Origin of the sequence: Crossiella sp. CA198 (genome assembly GCF_052078295.1) — a bacterium.
Taxonomy (GTDB): Bacteria; Actinomycetota; Actinomycetes; order Mycobacteriales; family Pseudonocardiaceae; genus Crossiella.
On record NZ_JBQJIM010000007.1, the window covers coordinates 275,697 to 294,252 of the forward strand.

Annotated in this window: 21 protein-coding genes; 12 read left to right on the forward strand and 9 right to left on the reverse strand. The window is 73.0% G+C overall.

Annotation, left to right across the window (positions count from 1 at the left end):
• Position 1 precedes the first annotated feature (1 nt).
• The 3 genes from ACTOWY_RS14250 to ACTOWY_RS14260 are packed head-to-tail and all read left to right on the forward strand — an operon-like array spanning position 2 to position 2,783.
• A complete protein-coding gene (locus ACTOWY_RS14250; protein WP_441310178.1) occupies positions 2 to 1,045 on the forward strand; it encodes a glycosyltransferase family 4 protein in 1,044 nt (347 codons plus the stop codon).
• Positions 1,042 to 1,830, forward strand: coding sequence for a class I SAM-dependent methyltransferase (locus ACTOWY_RS14255; protein ID WP_441310092.1), 789 nt, complete (start codon positions 1,042 to 1,044; stop codon positions 1,828 to 1,830). The genes ACTOWY_RS14250 and ACTOWY_RS14255 overlap by 4 nt, the downstream gene beginning before the upstream one ends.
• Positions 1,830 to 2,783, forward strand: coding sequence for a lysylphosphatidylglycerol synthase transmembrane domain-containing protein (locus ACTOWY_RS14260; RefSeq protein WP_441310093.1), 954 nt, complete (start codon positions 1,830 to 1,832; stop codon positions 2,781 to 2,783). The genes ACTOWY_RS14255 and ACTOWY_RS14260 overlap by 1 nt, the downstream gene beginning before the upstream one ends.
• Here the strand turns inward: ACTOWY_RS14260 and ACTOWY_RS14265 are convergent.
• Both ACTOWY_RS14265 and ACTOWY_RS14270 read right to left on the reverse strand, forming a co-directional pair.
• A complete protein-coding gene (locus tag ACTOWY_RS14265; RefSeq protein WP_441310094.1) occupies positions 2,706 to 3,395 on the reverse strand; it encodes a creatininase family protein in 690 nt (229 codons plus the stop codon). The two genes, ACTOWY_RS14260 and ACTOWY_RS14265, sit on opposite strands and share 78 nt — an antisense overlap.
• Complete coding sequence (locus tag ACTOWY_RS14270) at positions 3,382 to 4,356, reverse strand: zinc-dependent alcohol dehydrogenase (protein WP_441310095.1); 975 nt, start codon at positions 4,354 to 4,356, stop codon at positions 3,382 to 3,384. Before ACTOWY_RS14270 ends, ACTOWY_RS14265 begins: the two co-directional genes overlap by 14 nt.
• 40 nt (positions 4,357 to 4,396) lie before the next feature.
• Between ACTOWY_RS14270 and ACTOWY_RS14275 the strand changes: the two genes are divergently transcribed.
• Complete coding sequence (locus tag ACTOWY_RS14275) at positions 4,397 to 5,116, forward strand: CDP-alcohol phosphatidyltransferase family protein (RefSeq protein ID WP_441310096.1); 720 nt, start codon at positions 4,397 to 4,399, stop codon at positions 5,114 to 5,116.
• Positions 5,109 to 5,546, forward strand: a complete 438-nt coding sequence (locus ACTOWY_RS14280) for a DoxX family protein (protein ID WP_441310097.1) — start codon at positions 5,109 to 5,111, stop codon at positions 5,544 to 5,546. The genes ACTOWY_RS14275 and ACTOWY_RS14280 overlap by 8 nt, the downstream gene beginning before the upstream one ends.
• Here ACTOWY_RS14280 and ACTOWY_RS14285 read toward each other — a convergent pair.
• Entirely contained in the window at positions 5,485 to 6,168 is a 684-nt protein-coding gene (locus ACTOWY_RS14285; protein WP_441310098.1) for a RibD family protein, read from the reverse strand. The two genes, ACTOWY_RS14280 and ACTOWY_RS14285, sit on opposite strands and share 62 nt — an antisense overlap.
• An 80-nt stretch (positions 6,169 to 6,248) precedes the next feature.
• Between ACTOWY_RS14285 and ACTOWY_RS14290 the strand changes: the two genes are divergently transcribed.
• The 3 genes from ACTOWY_RS14290 (at position 6,249) to ACTOWY_RS14300 (ending at position 9,190) form a co-directional block, all read left to right on the forward strand.
• A complete protein-coding gene (locus ACTOWY_RS14290) occupies positions 6,249 to 7,853 on the forward strand; it encodes a sulfatase (RefSeq protein ID WP_441310099.1) in 1,605 nt (534 codons plus the stop codon).
• A 70-nt stretch (positions 7,854 to 7,923) separates the two neighbouring features.
• A complete protein-coding gene (locus ACTOWY_RS14295) occupies positions 7,924 to 8,304 on the forward strand; it encodes a VOC family protein (protein ID WP_441310100.1) in 381 nt (126 codons plus the stop codon).
• Between the two features lie 22 nt (positions 8,305 to 8,326).
• A complete protein-coding gene (locus ACTOWY_RS14300; RefSeq protein WP_441310101.1) occupies positions 8,327 to 9,190 on the forward strand; it encodes an oxidoreductase in 864 nt (287 codons plus the stop codon).
• Positions 9,191 to 9,198: 8 nt separating this feature from the next.
• On the opposite strand, the gene ACTOWY_RS14305 is transcribed toward ACTOWY_RS14300, so the two are convergent.
• Complete coding sequence (locus tag ACTOWY_RS14305; RefSeq protein ID WP_441310102.1) at positions 9,199 to 10,038, reverse strand: alpha/beta fold hydrolase; 840 nt, start codon at positions 10,036 to 10,038, stop codon at positions 9,199 to 9,201.
• Between the two features lie 214 nt (positions 10,039 to 10,252).
• On the opposite strand from ACTOWY_RS14305, the gene ACTOWY_RS14310 reads away from it, so the two are divergent.
• A complete protein-coding gene (locus ACTOWY_RS14310; RefSeq protein WP_441310103.1) occupies positions 10,253 to 10,921 on the forward strand; it encodes a hypothetical protein in 669 nt (222 codons plus the stop codon).
• Positions 10,922 to 11,026: 105 nt separating this feature from the next.
• Positions 11,027 to 11,590 (forward strand): transposase, encoded by a 564-nt coding sequence (locus ACTOWY_RS14315; RefSeq protein WP_441310104.1) that lies wholly within the window; start codon positions 11,027 to 11,029, stop codon positions 11,588 to 11,590.
• 61 nt (positions 11,591 to 11,651) lie between these two features.
• Here ACTOWY_RS14315 and ACTOWY_RS14320 read toward each other — a convergent pair whose 3' ends face one another.
• Together ACTOWY_RS14320 and ACTOWY_RS14325 are read right to left on the reverse strand one after the other, a co-directional pair.
• A complete protein-coding gene (locus ACTOWY_RS14320) occupies positions 11,652 to 12,497 on the reverse strand; it encodes an MmyB family transcriptional regulator (protein WP_441310105.1) in 846 nt (281 codons plus the stop codon).
• A 48-nt stretch (positions 12,498 to 12,545) separates the two neighbouring features.
• The gene (locus ACTOWY_RS14325; RefSeq protein WP_441310106.1) at positions 12,546 to 13,403 is read right to left on the reverse strand and encodes a helix-turn-helix transcriptional regulator; all 858 of its coding nucleotides are present in this window, start codon (positions 13,401 to 13,403) and stop codon (positions 12,546 to 12,548) included.
• Between the two features lie 103 nt (positions 13,404 to 13,506).
• Here ACTOWY_RS14325 and ACTOWY_RS14330 point away from each other — a divergent pair, with 103 nt between their 5' ends.
• Positions 13,507 to 14,337, forward strand: a complete 831-nt coding sequence (locus ACTOWY_RS14330) for a helix-turn-helix domain-containing protein (protein ID WP_441310107.1) — start codon at positions 13,507 to 13,509, stop codon at positions 14,335 to 14,337.
• 143 nt (positions 14,338 to 14,480) lie between these two features.
• Complete coding sequence (locus tag ACTOWY_RS14335; RefSeq protein ID WP_441310108.1) at positions 14,481 to 15,437, forward strand: ParB/RepB/Spo0J family partition protein; 957 nt, start codon at positions 14,481 to 14,483, stop codon at positions 15,435 to 15,437.
• Positions 15,438 to 15,520: 83 nt separating this feature from the next.
• Here the strand turns inward: ACTOWY_RS14335 and ACTOWY_RS14340 are convergent, their stop codons facing one another.
• From ACTOWY_RS14340 to ACTOWY_RS14350, 3 genes are read right to left on the reverse strand one after another with little or no spacing between them, the layout of a single operon-like run.
• Entirely contained in the window at positions 15,521 to 15,880 is a 360-nt protein-coding gene (locus tag ACTOWY_RS14340) for a hypothetical protein (RefSeq protein WP_441310109.1), read from the reverse strand.
• 48 nt (positions 15,881 to 15,928) lie between these two features.
• Complete coding sequence (locus ACTOWY_RS14345; RefSeq protein ID WP_441310110.1) at positions 15,929 to 16,723, reverse strand: FHA domain-containing protein; 795 nt, start codon at positions 16,721 to 16,723, stop codon at positions 15,929 to 15,931.
• Positions 16,720 to 18,498 (reverse strand): serine/threonine-protein kinase, encoded by a 1,779-nt coding sequence (locus tag ACTOWY_RS14350; protein WP_441310111.1) that lies wholly within the window; start codon positions 18,496 to 18,498, stop codon positions 16,720 to 16,722. The genes ACTOWY_RS14345 and ACTOWY_RS14350 overlap by 4 nt, the downstream gene beginning before the upstream one ends.
• Positions 18,499 to 18,556: the final 58 nt, after the last annotated feature.

Sequence of the window (18,556 nt, forward strand, 5' to 3'; positions counted from 1 at the left end):
CGTGTGGTTCGTGCTGCCCGGCGACGTCGACGACCGCGCCGCCCCCAGCGGTGGCAACGTCTACGACCGCCGGGTCAGCCAGGCCCTGTCCGCCGCGGGCGCTGGGGTGCGCGAGATCCGGGTGCCAGGTGCCTGGCCACAGCCCGACCTGGCGGCCCGGCACGGACTGGCCGCCGCGCTGGCGGCCTGCCCGGACGGGTCGGTGGTGCTCTTCGACGGGCTGGTCGCCTGTGGAGTGCCCGAGTTGCTGCGGCCCGAGGCGGCGCGGCTGAACCTGGTCGTACTGGTGCACCTGCCGCTGGCAGACGAGACCGGCCTGGACCCGGCCCTGGCCGCCGCCCTGGACGCGGCCGAGCGGGACAGCCTGCACCTGGCCCGCGCCGTGGTGGCCACCAGCGCCTGGGCGGCCTGGCGGCTGGTGCAACGGCACGGCCTGGACCCGGACCGGGTGCACACCGTGCCGCCCGGGGTGGACCCGGCGCCGATCGCCGCCGGCACCGATGGCCGCTCCCAGCTGCTGTGCGTGGCCTCGCTGACCCCGCGCAAAGGCCACGACCTGCTCGTCCAGGCCCTCGCTGAACTCGGCGGACTGCCCTGGCAGTGCGCCTGCGTCGGACCGCTGCGCGACCCCGGCCAGTTGCGCCTGGTCCGGGACCTGATCGAGCGGCACGGGCTGGGTGAGCGGATCCGGCTGCTCGGCCCACGCACCGGCATGCCCCTGGAACGCCAGTACGCCGCCGCCGACCTGCTCGTGCTGCCCTCCAGAGCCGAGACCTACGGCATGGTCGTCACCGAGGCCCTCTCCCGCGGCATCCCGGTGCTGGCAACCGGAGGCAGCGGCGTGCCCGAGGCCCTCGGCGACGGCGGGCTGCTGGTGCCACCCGGGGATGTGACCGCGCTGGCCGCCGCGTTGCGCCGCTGGCTCACCGAGGACGACCTGCGGCGTGACCTGCGGGTTTCCGCCCGCCGACGGCGGGGTGTGCTGTCCACCTGGGACGAAGCGGCCCGGGAACTGGCGCAGCTGCTGGCTACTCTGCGCGCATGACCTACGCCCCGGAATGGCTGGCCCTGCGGGAACCGGCCGACGCGCACGCCCGCGCCACCGACCTCCTGGACCCGCTGCGCGCGGCGCTGCCCGCCCGGACCCCGTTGGTCATCCGGGACCTGGGCTGCGGCACCGGGTCGCAGTGCCGCTGGCTGTCCGGCCGCCTGGACGGTCCGCAGCACTGGATCCTGCACGACTACGACCCGAGGCTGCTCGCCCTCGCCGAGGCCAACCTGACCAGCGCGAACCGCACCGTGGAAACCCGGCTGGGCGACCTGGCCGAACTGCGTGCCGCCGACCTGGCCGGGGCCGATCTGGTGACCGCTTCGGCGCTGCTGGACCTGTTCACCGCCGAGGAGGTGAACGGATTGGCCGCGGCCATCGTAGAAGCCGGTGTGCCAGCCTTGCTCACCCTCTCCATCGCCGGGCGGATCGTGCTCGATCCGGCCGATCCACTCGACGCCAGGTTCGAGTCGGCGTTCAACGACCACCAGCGCCGCACCACGAACGGCCGGGCGTTGCTCGGTCCGGACGCGCCCGCGGCGACCACCGCCGCCTTCGAGGGGCTCGGTTACCGGGTGCTCACCCGGCCCAGCACCTGGCTGCTCGGCCCGGAGCTGCCCGAGCTGAGCAACGAATGGCTGCATGGCTGGGTGGGCGCGGCCGTCGAGCAGGAACCGGAGCTGGCCGCGGTGGCTCCCGGGTACCTGCGGCGCAGGCTCGCCGAGGGTTTCCGGGCCGAGGTGCACCACGTCGATCAGCTGGCGCTACCGGGGGCGGACTGATGCGCGCGCTGTGGCCGTGGCTGCGGCTGCTCGCCGGGCTGGGCATCCTGGTCGCGCTGGGCTGGCGGCTCGGCACCGGCGCGTTCCTGGACGGGCTGCGCTCGATCACGCCGATCTCGGTGCTGGCCGCGCTGGCCATCGGGCTGCTGACCACCCTGGCCAGTGCGGGCCGCTGGCAGCTGGTGGCGCGTGGCCTCGGACTGCCGCTGACCCTGGGCAAGGCGGTGGCCGACTACTACCGGGGGCTGCTGCTCAACGCGGTGCTGCCCGCCGGGGTGCTCGGCGATGTGCACCGGGCGGTCAGCCACGGCCGCGAGTCCGGTGATCTGGGCCGTGGCGTGCGGGCGGTGGTGTTCGAGCGGTTCGCCGGGCAGGTGGTGCTGATCGGCCTCGGGCTCGCCGTGCTGCTCACCGGGACCATGCCCGCCCTCGACCTGGTGCCCAGCCCCGGCGTGCTCGGTCTGGCGCTGGCCGGGACCGCGGTGGTGCTGGTGCTGGTGCTGCGCCGGGTGCCCGCGGTGCGCCGCGAACTCGCCGCCACGCTGACCGACGCCCGGCAACTACTGGCCAGTGGCAGCCTGCTGAAGGTGGCGGCGCTGTCCGCGGTCGCGCTCGGCGGGCACGTGCTGTTGTTCGTGGTGGCGGCCAGGGCTGCCGGGGTCACCGCCTCGCTGGGGGTGCTGGCGCCGGTGTTCGTGCTGGCGTTGCTGGTGATGGCGTTGCCGGTCAACGTGGGCGGGTTCGGGCCGAGGGAGGCGTTCCTGGCGGTGGCCTTCGGCGCGGCCGGGCTGGGCGCGGCGCAGGGCCTGACCACCGGGGTGGTGTACGGGGTGCTGGCCCTGATCGCCGCGCTGCCCGGTGCGCTGGTGCTGTGGTCACCGGGCAAGCACCGCGAGGGTGTGCGCGAACGAGTCGACCAGCCCCGCCAGCAGCTCGGCGCCCTTGCCGGCTGAGGCCAGCGAGGGCCGTCCGACCACCCCGGATTCGGTGTAGGCGGCCAGGCCGAGGGTCAGCAGATGCGGGCGTTCGTCGGCGAGGTGGTCACTGGTCTCCCAGCCGGGTCGCAGCACTTCCGGGTTGGTGTGCAACAGGATCGAGGTCTCCAGCTCGCCCGCGTGCATATCGCTGCGAGCGGAAGTCTCGACACCGGCCTGATTCCGGGCGCCGGTCCAGTCCGCGGAACCGGGGAACAGCGCCATTCCCGTTGCCTCCTGGACGATGTTGGAGAGCACGTAGTTGCCGCCGTGCGCGTTGACCAGCACCAGGTTCGGCACGCTTGCACGGCGCAGTGACTCGGCGATATCGGTGATCACCGCGTACAACGTGCGGGCGCTGATGCTCACCGTGCCCGGCCAGGCCGCGTGCTCGTGCGAGCAGGAGATGGTGATCGGCGGCAGGAGCTGTACGGGGTAGGCGGCGGCGATCTCCCGCGCGATGGCGCAGGCGATCAGCGTGTCGGTGCTCAGCGGCAGGTGCGGGCCGTGTTGTTCGTGGCTGCCAATGGGAAGCAGCGCCACGATCGCGCCGCGCTCGCGAGTGTCCACTGTGGTCTCAGTCGGCAGCATGGTAGGCAATCCGGTGGCAGAGAGCGGGAATCGAACCGTCGGCCAGTCCGGCCAGCACCTCGGGCAGTTGCTCGAACGGGCTTTCGCCGGTGATCAGCGCGTCGAACACCGGGTCGGCGAGCAGGTCAAGGGACAGCGCCAGCCGCTGGGCGTAGTCGCGGTCCGGGCGGGCCACCGTGCCGACCTGGCTGGCCCGGATCCGCAGCCGCCGGGAGTGGAAGTTCTCGCCCAGTGCCAGGCTGATCCGCCGATCGCCGTACCAGCTCAGCTCGATGACCTCGCCCTCCGGCGCGAGCAGGTCGAGGGCGAGCGCGAGCCCGGCCTCGGACGCGCTGGCGTGGAAAACCCGGTCACAGTCCCGCTGCGCGTTCGCCGGACTGGCGAAGCCGACGCCGAGCGCCGCGGCGATGGCCGCGCGACCGGGGTCGGTGTCCACGAGTTCCACCCGCACACCGGGAATCCTGGCCAGCAGCGCGGCCACCGAACAGCCGATCATGCCGCCGCCGACCACCGCGATCCGGTCGCCGAGCAGTGGCGGGGCGTCCCAGAGCGCGTTCACCGCGGTTTCCAGGGTCCCGGCCAGCACCGCCCGCGCGGCGGGCACGGTGTCCGGCACCGGGGTGACCGCGGTGGCCGGGACGACGTAGTGCGTCTGATGTGGATAGAGGCAGAACACCGTGCGCCCCAGCAGTTCCGGCGCGCCCGCCTCGACCACGCCCACGTTGAGGTAGCCGTACTTCACCGGCCAGGGGAACTCGCCCTCCTGGAACGGCGCGCGCATCACCGCGTGCTGGTTCGGCGGCACCCCGCCCCGCAGCACCAAGGTCTCGGTGCCGCGGCTGACGCCCGAGTACAGCGTGCGTACGAGAACCTCGCCGTCCCCCCGATCGGGTACAGCGATCGGACGCAGGTCACATTTTCCGTTCGCGATGACCCAAAGTGCCCTTGCTGAACGTTTCACCTATGGAACCTCCGGGAACGCGGACGACGGTGAGGGACCGATGACCACACTTCAGCACACCACGGCGCCCGCCGTCTCCGAGCAGGCGGTGTGGGCCGCGGCCCAGCTGCTGTTGCTCGCTCTGATCGGCGGCCTGGCCGGACTCGGCTCGGTGGGCTGGTTCACCGGATTTGCCTACGCCTTCGGCACCTTCGTTCTGGTGAGCCACGCGCTGCGGCGGGCGGGAACCGCGCTGGGACCAGCCGATCGGGTCACCCTGGCCAGGGGCACGCTGGTCGGCGTGGTCACCGCGCTGGTGGCCGAGCGGACCGAGCAGACCGCGTTGCTGGTCGCGCTGGCCGCGATCGCGCTGGCACTGGACTGTGTGGACGGACAGGTCGCCCGCCGCACCGGCACCAGCTCGGCCTTCGGGGCCAGGTTCGACATGGAGGTCGACGCCTTCCTGATCCTGGTGCTCAGCGCGCACGTGGCCCTGGACCTGGGGCCGTGGGTGCTGGTGATCGGCGCGGCCCGCTACCTGTTCGTGGCCGCCTCCTGGGGGCTGGCCTGGTTGCGCGGCGCGCTGCCGCACAGCTTCGCCCGCAAGGCCGTCGCGGCGGCCCAGGGCGTCATCCTCGTCGCCGCCACCGCCGAGGTCATCCCGTTCACCGCGGTGCTGGTCGGCCTCGCGCTGGTCACGCTGCTGTGGTCCTTTGGTCGCGATATCGCCTGGCTGTGGCGACACGCGCCCGTTTCGGTGGAAGGATCTCGCCATGTCTGAACCGGCATCCGTCGTCCGCGTCATCGGCACCGTCGCACTCTGGGTGCTGCGGGTGCTGCTGGCCGCCTACTTCCTCTACAGCGCCTACATGTTGTTCGGACCGGGCCTGGTCGGCAAGTTCGACAAGATCGGCCTCGGCCAGTGGCTGCGCTACCTCACCGCCGTGCTGGAGGCGGCCGGTGCGATCGGCCTGCTGATCCCGCGCCTGGGCGGCCTGGCCGCACTCGGCCTGGCCGGCGTGATGGCAGGCGCGGTGGCCACCGAGGTGTTCCTGCTGGGCGACCTCGGCGGCGCGCAGCTGCCGGCGATGCTGCTCGCGGCGGCCGCGGTGATCGCGATCCTCCGGCGGCAGGACATCACCGGCGCGCTCAGCCTGGCCCGGACGACTTCGGCAGGTAACGCAGCACCGCGACGTCCCCAAGCTTCGTGACCTCGGCCAGGTGGAACCGCCGCGCGGGGCCACCGGGGAACTCGGCCGGGTTCAGGAACCGCGGCGCGGCGGCCTGACCGATGAGCATGGGGGCGATCGCCATCCGGACCTCATCGGCCAGGCCCTGGGCCAGGAACGCGGTGTGGATGCTGCCGCCGCCCTCGACCATGAGCCGCCCGATCCCGCGCGCGCCAAGGTCGTCCAGCAAGGCGCCGAGGTCGACACTGCCCCCGAGGGCGATGATCTCGGCCAGTCCGCCCACTCGTGCGGTGGCGGTCGGCAGGCCGGAATCCGTTGTATAGACTAGCTTCTGACCACCACAGTGCCAGAACTTCAGCTCAGGGTCGAGGTCGCCGCTACCGGTCACGGTGACCTTCACCGGATACTCCGGCAGCCCGGCGGCGATCCGGGTGGCACGCCGGTCGGCACAGTTGACCAGTAGCCGGGGGTTGTCGGCCCGCACCGTGGCGGCGCCGATCAGAATGGCGTCGGACTCGGCGCGCAACTGGTCCACGCGGTCGAAGTCCGCCGCGTTGGACAGCGGAAACCGTTGCGCGCTCACGTCATCTATGTAGCCGTCAACGCTGACGGCGACGCTGAGCAACACCTGCGGACGGGTCACCAGGGACACGCTACCCGTGAACCGGCCGGGGCTCGCCCACGTCTACCCAGACAGCGCACCCGGACGGAAGGATCCCGACGATGCCGGCACGGTCGACTGTGGACGGTCGGGGCGCCACTCGCCGCGTCCTGGCGCACCTGATGACCGCGCTGGCCGCGCTGCTGGTGCTGTTCGGCCTGCTGCTGCCCAACGACGTCGACCGGCTCACCCCGGCCGCCTTCACCCGGCTCCCGGCCGAGGGCCTCCTGGTCCTCCTGCTGCTGCTCTTCCTGCCCGGCAAGGCCCGCCGGGTCACCGCGCTGGTCGGCGGTATGGCACTCGGCCTGCTCACCGTGGTCAAACTCCTCGACCTCGGCTTCGACGCGGTGCTCTACCGACCGTTCGACCTGCTGCTGGACTGGCCGCTGTTCGGGCCAGCCGTGGACTATCTGGAAGTCACCCTCGGCCATCCCGCCACCCTGGCCGCGATCGCGCTGGCCGGACTGCTGGTGCTGGCCGTGCTCTTCCTCACCGCCCGCGCCACCCTGCGCCTCACCGAAGCGCTCGCCCACCGCCGCAGGCCCGCCATCCAGGCCGTCGCGGTGCTGGCCGTGCTCGCGGTCACCGCCACCCTGCCGGTGGCCACCGGCAGCACCGGCGCGGTGGTCTACGAGCACGCCCGCCGGGTCCAGGCCGGACTGCACGACCAGGAGGCCTTCGCCGCGGCGGCCGCGGTCGACCCGTTCCGGGACACCCCCGGCCCCGAACTGCTCACCGCCCTGCGCGGTAAGGACGTGGTGCTCGCCTTCGTGGAGAGCTACGGCCGGGACGCACTCGACCAGGCCGGGGTCGGCACGGTGCTGGACAACGGAACCAGGGAACTCGGCGCGGCCGGATTTGCCGCCCGCAGCGGATTCCTCACCTCGCCGACCGCGGGCGGCGGCAGCTGGCTGGCCCAGGCCACCCTGCTGTCCGGACTCTGGATCGACAACGAACAGCGCTACCGCACCCTGGTCGCCAGCGAACGGCTCACCCTCAACGGCGCCTTCCGCCGCGCGAACTGGAGTTCGGTCGGCGTGGTCCCCGGCATCACCCGCGCCTGGCCCGAAGGCGCCTTCTTCGACTACCAGCGCATCCACGCCGCCGCCGACCTCGGCTACCGCGGCCCGCGCTTCGGCTACGCCACCACCCCCGACCAGTTCACCCTGGCCGCCTTCCAGCGCGCCGAACGCGCCCCCGCCAACCGGCCGCCGGTGATGGCCACCATCCCCCTGGTCACCAGCCACGCGCCCTGGACACCCACGCCCGCACTGCTGGACTGGAACGACCTCGGCGACGGCTCGGTCTACCTCGCCCCGCCCGGCGCACAGGATCGCGGTCCGGCCCAGGTCCGCGCCGACTACGGGCACGCCATCGAGTACTCGCTCCGCTCGCTGATCTCCTACCTGCGCACGCACGGCGACCCGAACCTGGTGCTGGTCTTCCTCGGCGACCACCAGCCCGCCCAGCTGCTCACCGGCGCCAACAACACCCGCGACGTGCCGATCACCATCGTGGCCAAGGACCCCGCCGTGTTCGAGCGCACCGCCGGCTGGGGCTGGACCGAGGGCCTCGCCCCCGCGCCCGGCGCGCCGGTGTGGCCGATGGACGCCTTCCGGGACCGCTTCCTCACCGCCTTCGGCCCCACCGCCGACGTCCGCCGCTAACGGTTGGCGGCTCCGCCCCGCTGCGGTTACCGTCCCTGTCGATCACGTCCGGGCTGGGGAAGGACACGACATGGCCTCCGTGCTGCGCAACGTCAACTTCGACTGTGCCGACCTCTTCGCACTGGCCGGATTCTGGAGTCAGGTCACCGGGAATCCGGTGCGGTCCGAGGACGGGCCGGACGAAACGGAGGTCTGGGTGTCCATGCCCGAGGGCCCGGACCTGTATTTTCAGCAGGTCGCCGAGCCCAAGACGATCAAGAACCGGGTGCATGTGTGCCTGGAACCACTGATCCCGCGCGATGAGGAAGTCGAGCGGCTGCTGGGCATCGGCGCGACCATGGTCACCGATGCGCGGGAACCCGACGGCACCGGCTGGGCAGTGCTGGCCGATCCGGAGGGCAACGAGTTCTGCGTGCTGCGCAGTGCGGCCGAACGCGCGGTCACCGCGTAGCGGCATGATGGAGAGGAAAAGCATGTCCCAGGCGATTTCCGGCGGTCACCTCACCCTGGCGGGCGACCTGACGCTGAGCCGCCTCGGCTACGGCGCGATGCAGCTGGCCGGTCCCGGTGTGTGGGGGCCGCCGAGCGACCCCGCCGAGGCCGTCGCGGTGCTGCGCGAGGCGGTGCGGCTGGGCGTCACGCACATCGACACCAGCGATTTCTACGGCCCGCACACGGTCAACCAGGTCATCCGCGAGGCACTGCACCCGTACCCGGAGACGCTGCGGATCGTGACCAAGGTCGGCGCCCGGCGCGGCGCGGACAAGTCCTGGATCATGAACCGGGAACCGGCCGACCTGGTCGCGCAGGTGCACGACAACCTGCGCAACCTGGGCGTGGACGTGCTCGACGTGGTCAACCTGCGGGTGGGCGCCTCGGCCGGACCGGTGCCCGGCTCGATCGCCGAAGCCTTCACCGCGGTCGCGCAACTCCAGGAGAAGGGCCTGATCCGGCACCTCGGCGTGAGCAGCGTGACCCCGGAACAGCTGGACGAGGCACGCGCGATCGCGCCGGTGGTGTGCGTGCAGAACCAGTACAACATCGCGCACCGGGTCGACGACGCACTGGTCGACCGGTGTGCCGAACTGGGCATCGCCTACGTGCCGTTCTTCCCGCTCGGCGGCTTCTCCCCGTTGCAGTCCCAGGTGCTCGACCAGGTGGCCGCCCGGGTGGGCGCGAGCGCGCGGCAGGTGGCGCTGGCCTGGCTGCTGCGCCGCTCGCCCGCGATCCTGCTCATCCCTGGCACCTCCTCGGTGGCGCACCTGCGGGAGAACCTGGCCGCCGGGGAGATCGAACTGTCCGATGTGGACTACGCCGAGCTGTCCGCGATCGGCTGAGACCGGGCTCAGCCGGTGATCAGCCGCTGGATCTCCGCCGCGATCAGCTCGGCGTCGGTGAGCGGTACCAGGTGCCCGGATTTCGGGGCCAGCACATGCCGTCCGCCGGTGGAGACCAGTGCCCGCCGCCGGTGCGATTCGGTGGCGGCGGCCCGGGTGCCGCGGGGCATGCCGGGGGAGTCCAGCGCGCCGGAGATCACGGTGACCGGGATGCCGGGCAGCGGCGGCGGATCGTCCCACAGGGCCACCAGGTCCGTGGGCACCGAGGCCAGTTCGGCGGCCCGGGTCCGCACCGCCGCCATGGTGAAGCCCTCCCGCCGGATGTCCGCCCTGGGCACCGGCGGGAGCGCGGCGGTGGGTCGCCGGTAGGCCAGGCCGAGCAACCGGAACCGGACCAACCAGGTGGTCAGCGCCTGGCCGATCCGCTCGGCCTTGCGCACCTGTTCGGTGAACAACAGCTCGCACAGCTCGTCGGTGGCGTCCACCAGCACCACCCCGGCGATCCGGGCCGGTTGGGCCGCCGCGGCCAGCCGCACGATCGGCCCGCCCCAGCTGTGGCCGACCAGCACGAACGGCCCCTGACCCAGGTGATCCAGCAGTCCGCCCAGATCCGCCGCCAGTTGCGCGGCGTGCCGAGGGCCGGAGCTGGCCGGGCTGCGGCCCAGGCCGGAGCGGTCGTAGCAGACCGAGTCGGCGAAGGCGGCCACCGCGGGCTGCACCAGGCCCCAGAACGAGCGGGAGGCGGCCAGCCCCGACTCGAAGACCACGGTCGGGGCGGCCGATCCGGCCGGACCGGCCACCCGCTCGTAGTACAGCTCCCGGCCGTCCGGCAACCGCGCGATGCTCATTCCTGCCCCCAGGAAGTTAGGTGACCCTTACTTGAGTGGACTGTAGCAGCGCCAGGGCGAAGCGGGTGCGCGCCGGACAATTTGGCTCAGGTGCGCCACGCCGGAGATCATGACCGCCGTGTCACCAGGGTGCTCCGTGCGGCGATCCCGATCAGCGACAGGAGCGTGAGCCCCGATGGCGCAGCAGACCGGTCCCCGGCGACGGAGCAAGGGGGTGAGCACCGCGCCGGTGCTGGTGGACATCGCGCTGCTGCGCACCACCGGCTCCCCGCGCCACTCCGGCGAGCACCCCGGCCATTCCCGGTTGCTGGCCGAATTCCGTTCGCTGCCGCCGATTCTGGTGCACCGGCAGACGATGACCGTGATCGACGGCGTGCACCGGCTGCACGCGGCCGTGCGCAACGGCGACACCCGGATCCGGGTGCAGTTCTTCGACGGCGATGAGGAGACCGCGTTCCTGCTGGGTGTCCAGGCGAACTCCGGCCTCGGACTGCCCCTGGACCTGGCCGAGCGCGCGCACGCGGTCCAGCGCATCCTGCGCCTGTGTCCACAGTGGACAAGCGCAGCCATCGCCAGTGCGGTTGGCCTGGACCCGGACACCGTGGCCCGGCTGCGTGCCGGGGCCGCCCCGCCCGCGCGGTCCGAGGCCGGTGCGACCGACCTGGCCGCCGATCACCTCGCGCTGCGCGCGGATGCCGGACTGGCGGCCACCGCCCAGGGCCGGGTGCTGGTGCGCTGGCTCGGTTTCGGCGCCGCATTCGCCCGGAACTGGCCCGCCCTGCTGGCCGGTGTGCCCGCGTGCAGCACCCGGCTGGTCGCCCGGATGGCCAGGGCGTGCGCGGACTCGTTGCGCTGCTTCGCCGAGGAGCTGGACCGGCGCTGAGCCGTCCAACTGCCGACCGGCCCCGGCTGGACACGATTTCCTTGCCGCCCAAGCCATCCCTGGCCATGCTGTGCCGCGGTCACGGCCCAGGGAGCGGATGGTCTGATGCGCGGACTCGGCGAGCGGCTCAACACGGTGCGGAGATCGGCTGGCCCCTGCCCGCGCTGCGGCCTGCGGGAATCCTTCACCGTGCACACGCACGCGGTGGTGTGGCAGTGCGGCCTGGTGCGCTGGCTGCCGCCGCTGAAGAGCCCGCACGAGGAACTCACCGGCGCCTGCCTGCTCACCAGGGAACACCGGCTCGGCGTCACCCTGTTGAGCCGGGCCAAGGTGATCCACACCCTGGTGCCGGACGAGCTGTGGCGGCAGATCCAGCCGCGCCTGCCCGAACGCCCGGCGCGCCGGGACCGCAATCCCGGCCGCATCCCCATCGACGACCGGGCGGTGCTGGCCGGGATCGTCTACGTGCTCAGCCTGCGAATCCCGTGGAAGGCACTGCCGAATGAGGCGGTCGGCTGTTCCGGGGTCACCTGCTGGCGCCGGCTACGCGAGTGGAAACGGGCCGGGGTATGGCCGGAGGTCCGCGAACTGGTCGACCACCGCCTCCGAGTCCTGGCCGCCCGAGACCTCCGCATCGCGATCAGCCCCTCCCCACCGATCCGCCGCTGAGTTGGCCCAAGTGGTACGCCCAGTTGGGCAAAGCAGGCGTACGACTTGGGCCAACTCGGCGTTAGACCGGGCAGCCGGGTGCCTTGGTGTCGTGCTCGCGCAGGATCCGGGACAGGCGGGCGGCGCTCTCGTCGCGGTGGTCCGGGGTGTAGATGGTCATGGTCAGGTCCGGGCCGTCGAAGCCGCGCAGGGTGGCCACCCGGAAGGAGACCGGGCCTGCCTGCGGATGCGCCACCCGCCAGTGGTGCGCGTGCGCGGCCCCGGGATCCGGTTCGGCCCACCAGGCGGCGAAATCCGGGCTGGCCGCGCGCAGTTCGGCCACCAGCGCGGTGGCCACCGGATCGTGCCCGCGGGCCCGCGCCTCCGCCCGGAACACCCTGACCATGTACCGGGCGATCTCCCGCCAGTCCGGCAGGTACCGCTGAGCGCCCCGGTCCAGCAGCATCACCCTGAGCAGGTTGCCCGCGGGCTCGGGCAGCGAGTGGAAACCGAACACCACGCCCGCGGACCGGTTGTAGGACTTCAGGTCCCAGGTGTAGTCGGCGACAAAAGCCGGTGCGGGCAAGGCTTCCAGGAAGGCCAGGGTGGCCGGGGAGAGCAGCTCGGCGCCGCGCACCGCGGCCCCGTCCGCGCCCCGGCCCAGTCGCAGCAGGTAGGCCCGTTCGGCGTCACTGAGCAGCAATGCCTTGGCCAGCGCCAGCAGCGCCCTGGCCGAGGCGGTCACCGGGCGGCCCTGTTCCAGCCAGGCGTACCAGACCGCGCTCACCCCGGCCGCGGCCGCGACCTCCTCCCGGCGCAGCCCCGGCGTGCGCCGCCGCCGGCCGCCGGCAGGCTGCTCCGGGGTCAGCCGGTCCCGCGCACCGCGCAACAGCCTGCCCAGGTCCTTGCGTATCTGCTCGGATCGCACCGCGGCCCTCCCGCCTTCGGCCTGTCGAAGGCGGGAAAGTACTGCGGGCTAACCGGTCCTGTCGACATCCACCCCAGGTTCGCCGCTGAGCACCCGCTCCAGCCGCGGCCCGCTGATCCCGTCCGGCACCGGGGCGAACAGGTGCAGCATGAGCTGCGGGCTGTCACAACCGCGCAGCACCACGGTGCGGAAGGCGATCGCCCCGGCCCAGGTGTTGAGCACCCGCAGCGCGTCCTCCCGCGCCTGCGGCAGCTCCTCGTTCTCCCACCAGCCGTTCACCTCCGGACTCACCGCGCGCAACCGGGCCACCAGCTCGCGCACCGCGGGCTCCTCCGCCCGCAGCGAGCTGGCCAGCCGCAGCCGCCACACCATGGCCCGGCTGACCTCCGGCCAGTCCGCGACGTAGCTGCGCGCGGCCGGGCGGGTGAGCATCAGCTCCAGCAGGTTGGTCGAGTCACCTGGCAGCCCGGCGAAGCCGAACAACGTCGCGGCTGGCCGGTTGTAGGCCTGCAGCACCCACACGTCGTCCACCAGGTAGGCCGGGATGGCCAGCGCGTCGAGGAAGGCCAGCATGCCGGGCGAGGCCAGATCCCGGCCGGCCGACAGCGGCGCCTCCTCGCCCCGGCCGAGCCGGAACAGGTAGGCCCGTTCCAGATCGCTCAGCGCCAGCACGGTGGCGATCGCGTCCAGCACCCTGGCCGAGGCGGTGATCGACCGGCCCTGCTCCAGCCAGGTGTACCAGGTGGTGCTCACCCCGGCCGCCCGCGCGACCTCCTCCCGGCGCAGGCCCGGCGTGCGCCGCCGCCTGCCGCCGGGCCGGTCCGCGGTGGGTGGCTGGGTCCGGCCACGCGCCCGGCGGAGCAGTTCGCCGAGTTCTCGCCTGCGCTGGCCGGACAACGAGGTCATCAGAAGGTCACTCCATCATCCGTTCGGGTATGGACGGTCAGCTTGCGGCGCATTTCCGCGGTGGGGTTAGCAATACGAAAGCCGATTCTTGTACTTTTCTGGCATGGTCGGCACGCAACTCGCTCCTGGCAAGTCCTATGCCGCCGCCGTGGTCGAACTCGGCGGCGCCGGACGCACCCGGATGAGCAGGGAGGACGAGCACGGCCACGACCTGGTGCACGTCTTCGGCGGGATTGGCCAGGTGCGTTCCGGCGCGGCCATTTCCCGGCTGGAACAGGGCGATGTGCTGTTCCTGCGCGCCGGGGTCCGGCACACCCTGGCCGCGGCGCAGGGCGAGGTGTTGTCGCTGGTGCTGGTCTCCTTCCCGGACCCCACCTGGCGGGCCTTCGCCGACCTGGCCGGGCTGGAGGCTGGGCGCTGGGTGCTGGACGGGCCGCCGCCGCAGGTCAACCTGCGTTACGGCGACGGCACGGTGCCAGCCGCGTTCCGCCGGGTGCTGGCCGGGCAGGCCGAACCGGCGCGGCCGATGGACCTGGTGCGACTGTGGGTGGAGGCGCTGCCGCCGCTGGAACGCGCGTTGCGCAGCCGGGCCTTCCACCCGGTGCCGGACTGGCTCACCCAGGCCTGCGTGCTGTTCAGCTCGGAGGAGCACCTGCGCGCAGGCGTGCCGGGCCTGCTCGCGCTGGCCTCGGTCAGCGCCGGGCATCTGACCAGGTCGATGCACAAGCACTACCAGTGCACGCCGAGTGAGTTCGTGGACCAGCGGCGGCTGGCCTACGCCGCGATGCTGCTGTCCAGCACCCGGCTGCCGGTGGGCGCGGTGGCCAAGCGGTGCGGGTTCAACAGCCAGTCCTACTTCGCCCGCCGGTTCCGCGAACGGCACGGCTGCAGCGCCACCGAGTTCCGCCGGGCCCCGGTGCAGAGTGGTAGTTAATGTACCGTGATATGGCTGTTGACTTGACTCCGTGCATACCGAGAACATGTATTCGGTCGCGCAATTCAAGGCGCCCGGCATATCGGAATTCCTGAATCCGGTTGCCGCGAATTCTCCTTTCCCGGTCGGAGTGTGGATGCGGCATGGACAACAGTGCGGTAGCGACCTGGGCGCCGGACCTGGTTCCGGTCACCGTCGCGGTTTCCCAGCTGGATCTGGCCGGTTCGCCCCGCGTTTCCGGGGAGAACCCGGAACACGTGAAGGTGCTGGCCGGAATGGCGGGTCTGCCGCCGATCCTGGTGCACCGGCCCTCGATGCGGGTGATCGACGGCGCACACCGGTTGCGCGCGGCGATGCTCAACGGCGAACGCACCATCGAGGTGCGCTATTTCGACGGTGACGACCGGGCCGCGTTCGTGCTGGGCGTGCGGGCGAATGTGGCGCACGGCCTGCCGTTGAGCCTGGCCGAGCGCAAGGCCGCCGCGGTGCGGATCATGGGCCTGTACCCGGACTGGTCGGACCGCGCGGTGGCCACCTCGGCCGGCCTGGCCGCCAAGACGGTGGCCAAGCTGCGCAAGGTCTGGCAGCCCGGACCCACCGCGCCCCCGGTCCGGGTCGGACTGGACGGCCGGGCCCGCCCCCTGGATGCCGCCGCGGGCCGGCGCAAGGCCGCCGCGTTGATCGGGCTGCGGCCGGATGCCTCGCTGCGGGAGATCGCCGGGCTGGCCGGGGTGTCCCCACAGACGGTCAGCGATGTGCGGGAGCGGCTGCGCGCCGGCCGGCCCCCGGTGCCGGGGACCGCGCGGCCCCGGCGCGGTTACCGGCGCGACGACGGTCCGCACGACCCGGTCGTGGCACTGCGCGAGATCCGCCGGGACCCGAGCCTGCGCTTCACCGAGAACGGGCGGCAGCTGCTGCGCTGGGTGGAGGCCAACCTGGCCGCCCCGGCTGGCTGGTCCGCGCTGCTGGAGAGCGTGCCCGCGTACTGGGCGCCGGTGCTCTCCGCGATGGCCAGGGACTGCTCGGCGGCGTTGCGTCAGTTCGCCGAGGAGCTGGAGCAGCTGGAGCGGCCCGCCGCGGCGCCCGCGCGGCGGTCCTGATGACCGGGATCGAACCGGCGGTGCTGCTCGCCGAGAGGCCCTCGCTGGAGTTCATGGCCAGGGTGCCGCGCGGCCTGCCCGCGCTATGAGCGGCTCAGCAGGCCGCGGATCTCCGGCGGGGCCGGGAAACTGGCCTGGTCCGCGCCGCCGGTGGCGGTCAGCACGGCGAGCGCGGCGCGCAGCGTGGGCAGATGCCCCGCGGTGAAGCACCAGCTCACCTCGCGCGGGTCGAACACGTCCCAGCCCGGCTCCGGCAGCAGTGTGCGGTAGGCCGCCGCGTGGGCCGGATCCGCCAGCAGCACCACGACATCGGCCCGCGCGGGGGAGTGCCGCACCGCGCCCATCCCGTGCCGGGACAGCTGGTAGAACCGCCAGCCCCGGCCGCGCAACAGCTCCAGCAGGACCTGCCGTTCCGCCTCATCCTGATCGCGGTGGACACGCATGATCCCGACGCTAGAAGCGCGAATCGGGACGGGTCCCGCCGTGCCGCGCTACCCCTCGTACAGCCGGTCCAGGTCGGGTGGGACCAGGGTGGTGGAGACCATGAGTTCGCGGAAGAGGTTGTCGTTGAGGCTGTTGCCCACCGGCTCGCCCACCTCGTCCCTGGTCAGTCCGGGCACCCCGGCGCGGGACAGCCGGCCGCGCACGCCGAGCAGCAGGTGCTCGACCCGCTTGAAGGTCCAGCCCTCGGCCGGGCGCAGCCGGTCCAGGCAGGCGGCGGCCTCGCGGCGGGACAGCGGTTGCGCGCCTGCCTCGTGCCGCAGGTAACGCTGACCCAGCGCGGTCAGCGCGAGCCGTTCGGCGGTGGTGAGCCGCCAGGTGCGCGGTGGTGTGGTGGCCTCGTCCCGGCTGGCGCCGCGGCGCTGCCCGTCCCGCCCGGCCACATACAGCTCCAGGAGGTGTTCCCGGCCGCCGGAACCGCGGATGAACAGCGGGGTGTAGCCCTCGGTCAGCGGCACCGGTTCCTCCTCGGCGAACAGCAGCCGGGACCCGGGCAGCCGGATCGGCCGCCTGCCGAGGTTGCCCACCCACCACTGCTCGTCCCGGTGCACCAGCCGGCCGTGGTGGCGGCTGATGTGCCGGTCGTCCTCGCCGATGCACACGTGCACCTCGGGCCGGTTGCGGCCGAACAGGATGGTGCGGCCCTCCCGCGGCGGCACCGCCAGGCCGCCGGAGGTGACCAGGGCGTACATGGTGCCCGGCGCCGAGGGCGGCACGCCGAAGGCCAGGCTGTCGTGGCTGGCGGGCAATTGCTTGTCCGGCAAGGCTTTCCCGGCGCGGGTCATGTCGAGGGCAGACTGGCGAGGGCGGTGTGCGCGAGGTCGGTGGCCTGCGCGCACAGCCGCTGGTGCCCGGTGCGGCCGAGCAGGGCGATGCCGAGGATCTCGCTGGCCTGCTGGCCATGCTGGTCCGGGTAGCTGCGGTGGCTGATCCGGGCCAGGCAACTCTCCGGGCCCCAGCCGTCCGGGCGCAGGAAGAACCGCCGGTCGCCGACCTGGTGCGGCACCCCGTCCTCGCCGGGGCTGGGCGGCTGGTCCCGGTCGAAGATGATCAGCACCGTGACCGGGTCGGTGGTGCTGCGCCAGCGGCATTCCCAGCCGCCGAAGCCGCGCATCCCCTTGCCGGGGTCGATGCCGGGCACCCGGCGCAGCGCCTCGGCGGGCAGCAGCGCGCAGGCATCGAGGCGGGCCAGCGAGGCCAGCTCCGGCGGGGCGCCGCGGCGGGCCAGCGGGGCGCGGTCGAGGATCTCGGCGGTCCTGGTGGCGGCGACGTCGGCGATGGCGCACAGGTCGGCGCGTTCGCCCCGGTCGTGCCTGGCGTTGATGGTGACCGTGGTGGCCTCGGGCAGTTGCAGGGCCCGGCGGCACTGGTCGCCGCCGCCCTGCTCGCGCACGATCCGCACCCGGCCGAGCTGTCGCACCGGCCCGTCCGCCTTGAGCGCGGGACGTAGTTCGTACTTGACGTCGACCACCCCGGTGCCGTGGCGCACGATCACATCGCAGCGGTTGAAGCTGCCGTAGTCGGTGTCCACCTCGGTCGCGCCGAACCTGGCCAGCGCCACCGCGTCGGTCAGCGCGCAGGGATCAGCGCTGTGCTCCGCCCCGATCACCGGAGTGGCCGCGGGCGCGGCGGGTGGCGGCGAGGCGGCCATCAGCACCGGCAGACCGCTGAGCAGCACCACCACCCCGGCCACCGCGCCGATCCGCGCGCCCAGTCGTCGCCGAACCGGTTGCCCCGCACCAGGTTCCCGGTCCTCGGCCACCGCGGCCAGCAGCCGCCGGGCCTGGCAGGCGTCCGGCCGGTCCGCCGGATCCGGTCGCAGCAACGCGGACAGCACCGGCCCCAGCGGCCCGGCCCGGGTCGCGGGTGGCACCACCCCGGCCGCCGCGCGTCGCAACACGGCCAGTGGATTGTCCCCGGCGTTCCCGAACGGCGAACATCCCTGCACCGCCGCGAACAGGGTGGCGCCCAAGGAGAACAGGTCCGCGGCGGCCGTGGCCTGCTCGCCGTTGGCCACCTCCGGCGCCAGGTAGGCTGGGGTGCCCGCGACCAGCGCCGCCTGCGAGAGGGTCGCATCCCCGTTCACCGCACGGGAAATCCCGAAATCGGTCAGCCGCGCCGGACCGTCCGCCGGCACCAGCACGTTGCCCGGCTTGACATCCCGGTGCACCACACCACAGGCGTGCACCGCGGCCAGTGCCGCCGCGAGCTGCGCGCCCAGCGCCGCCACCCGGCGCGGCGGCAACGGACCATCGCGCTCGATCAGTGCGCCGAGATCCGGCCCGGCCACGTATTCCATGACCAGCCAAGGCTGTGCGCCCTCGCCCACGACGTCCAGGAACCGCACGATGCCGGGGTGCTTGAGCCCCGCCACGATCCCGGCCTCACCACGCAGTCGCCGCCGCCCGCGCGCACCGTCCACATCGGCGGAACGAGCCCGTTTCACCGCGACCGGCCCGCCGTCTCGCTCGTCCACGGCCAGCCACACCACGCCCATGCCGCCGGAGCCGATCGGCTCGGTCAGCCGGTACCGGCCCGTGATCAGGTCTCCAGCGTCCAACCAGGCCTCCACGTCACCGGTGGTGCGGCCAATCGCCGCGGCGACCGTACTGCAATCG

What these genes read in the sequence shown, in the direction of transcription:
- ACTOWY_RS14300 (WP_441310101.1), top strand. Translation starts at nt 8,327, where the DNA reads ATGTCCCAGGCGATTTCCGGCGGTCACCTCACCCTGGCGGGCGACCTG.
- ACTOWY_RS14315 (WP_441310104.1), top strand. Translation starts at nt 11,027, where the DNA reads ATGCGCGGACTCGGCGAGCGGCTCAACACGGTGCGGAGATCGGCTGGC.
- ACTOWY_RS14325 (WP_441310106.1), bottom strand. Translation starts at nt 13,403, where the DNA reads ATGACCTCGTTGTCCGGCCAGCGCAGGCGAGAACTCGGCGAACTGCTC.
- ACTOWY_RS14255 (WP_441310092.1), top strand. Translation starts at nt 1,042, where the DNA reads ATGACCTACGCCCCGGAATGGCTGGCCCTGCGGGAACCGGCCGACGCG.
- ACTOWY_RS14275 (WP_441310096.1), top strand. Translation starts at nt 4,397, where the DNA reads ATGACCACACTTCAGCACACCACGGCGCCCGCCGTCTCCGAGCAGGCG.
- ACTOWY_RS14260 (WP_441310093.1), top strand. Translation starts at nt 1,830, where the DNA reads ATGCGCGCGCTGTGGCCGTGGCTGCGGCTGCTCGCCGGGCTGGGCATC.
- ACTOWY_RS14265 (WP_441310094.1), bottom strand. Translation starts at nt 3,395, where the DNA reads ATGCTGCCGACTGAGACCACAGTGGACACTCGCGAGCGCGGCGCGATC.
- ACTOWY_RS14335 (WP_441310108.1), top strand. Translation starts at nt 14,481, where the DNA reads ATGGACAACAGTGCGGTAGCGACCTGGGCGCCGGACCTGGTTCCGGTC.
- ACTOWY_RS14280 (WP_441310097.1), top strand. Translation starts at nt 5,109, where the DNA reads ATGTCTGAACCGGCATCCGTCGTCCGCGTCATCGGCACCGTCGCACTC.
- ACTOWY_RS14290 (WP_441310099.1), top strand. Translation starts at nt 6,249, where the DNA reads ATGCCGGCACGGTCGACTGTGGACGGTCGGGGCGCCACTCGCCGCGTC.
- ACTOWY_RS14345 (WP_441310110.1), bottom strand. Translation starts at nt 16,723, where the DNA reads ATGACCCGCGCCGGGAAAGCCTTGCCGGACAAGCAATTGCCCGCCAGC.
- ACTOWY_RS14340 (WP_441310109.1), bottom strand. Translation starts at nt 15,880, where the DNA reads ATGCGTGTCCACCGCGATCAGGATGAGGCGGAACGGCAGGTCCTGCTG.
- ACTOWY_RS14295 (WP_441310100.1), top strand. Translation starts at nt 7,924, where the DNA reads ATGGCCTCCGTGCTGCGCAACGTCAACTTCGACTGTGCCGACCTCTTC.
- ACTOWY_RS14305 (WP_441310102.1), bottom strand. Translation starts at nt 10,038, where the DNA reads ATGAGCATCGCGCGGTTGCCGGACGGCCGGGAGCTGTACTACGAGCGG.
- ACTOWY_RS14330 (WP_441310107.1), top strand. Translation starts at nt 13,507, where the DNA reads ATGGTCGGCACGCAACTCGCTCCTGGCAAGTCCTATGCCGCCGCCGTG.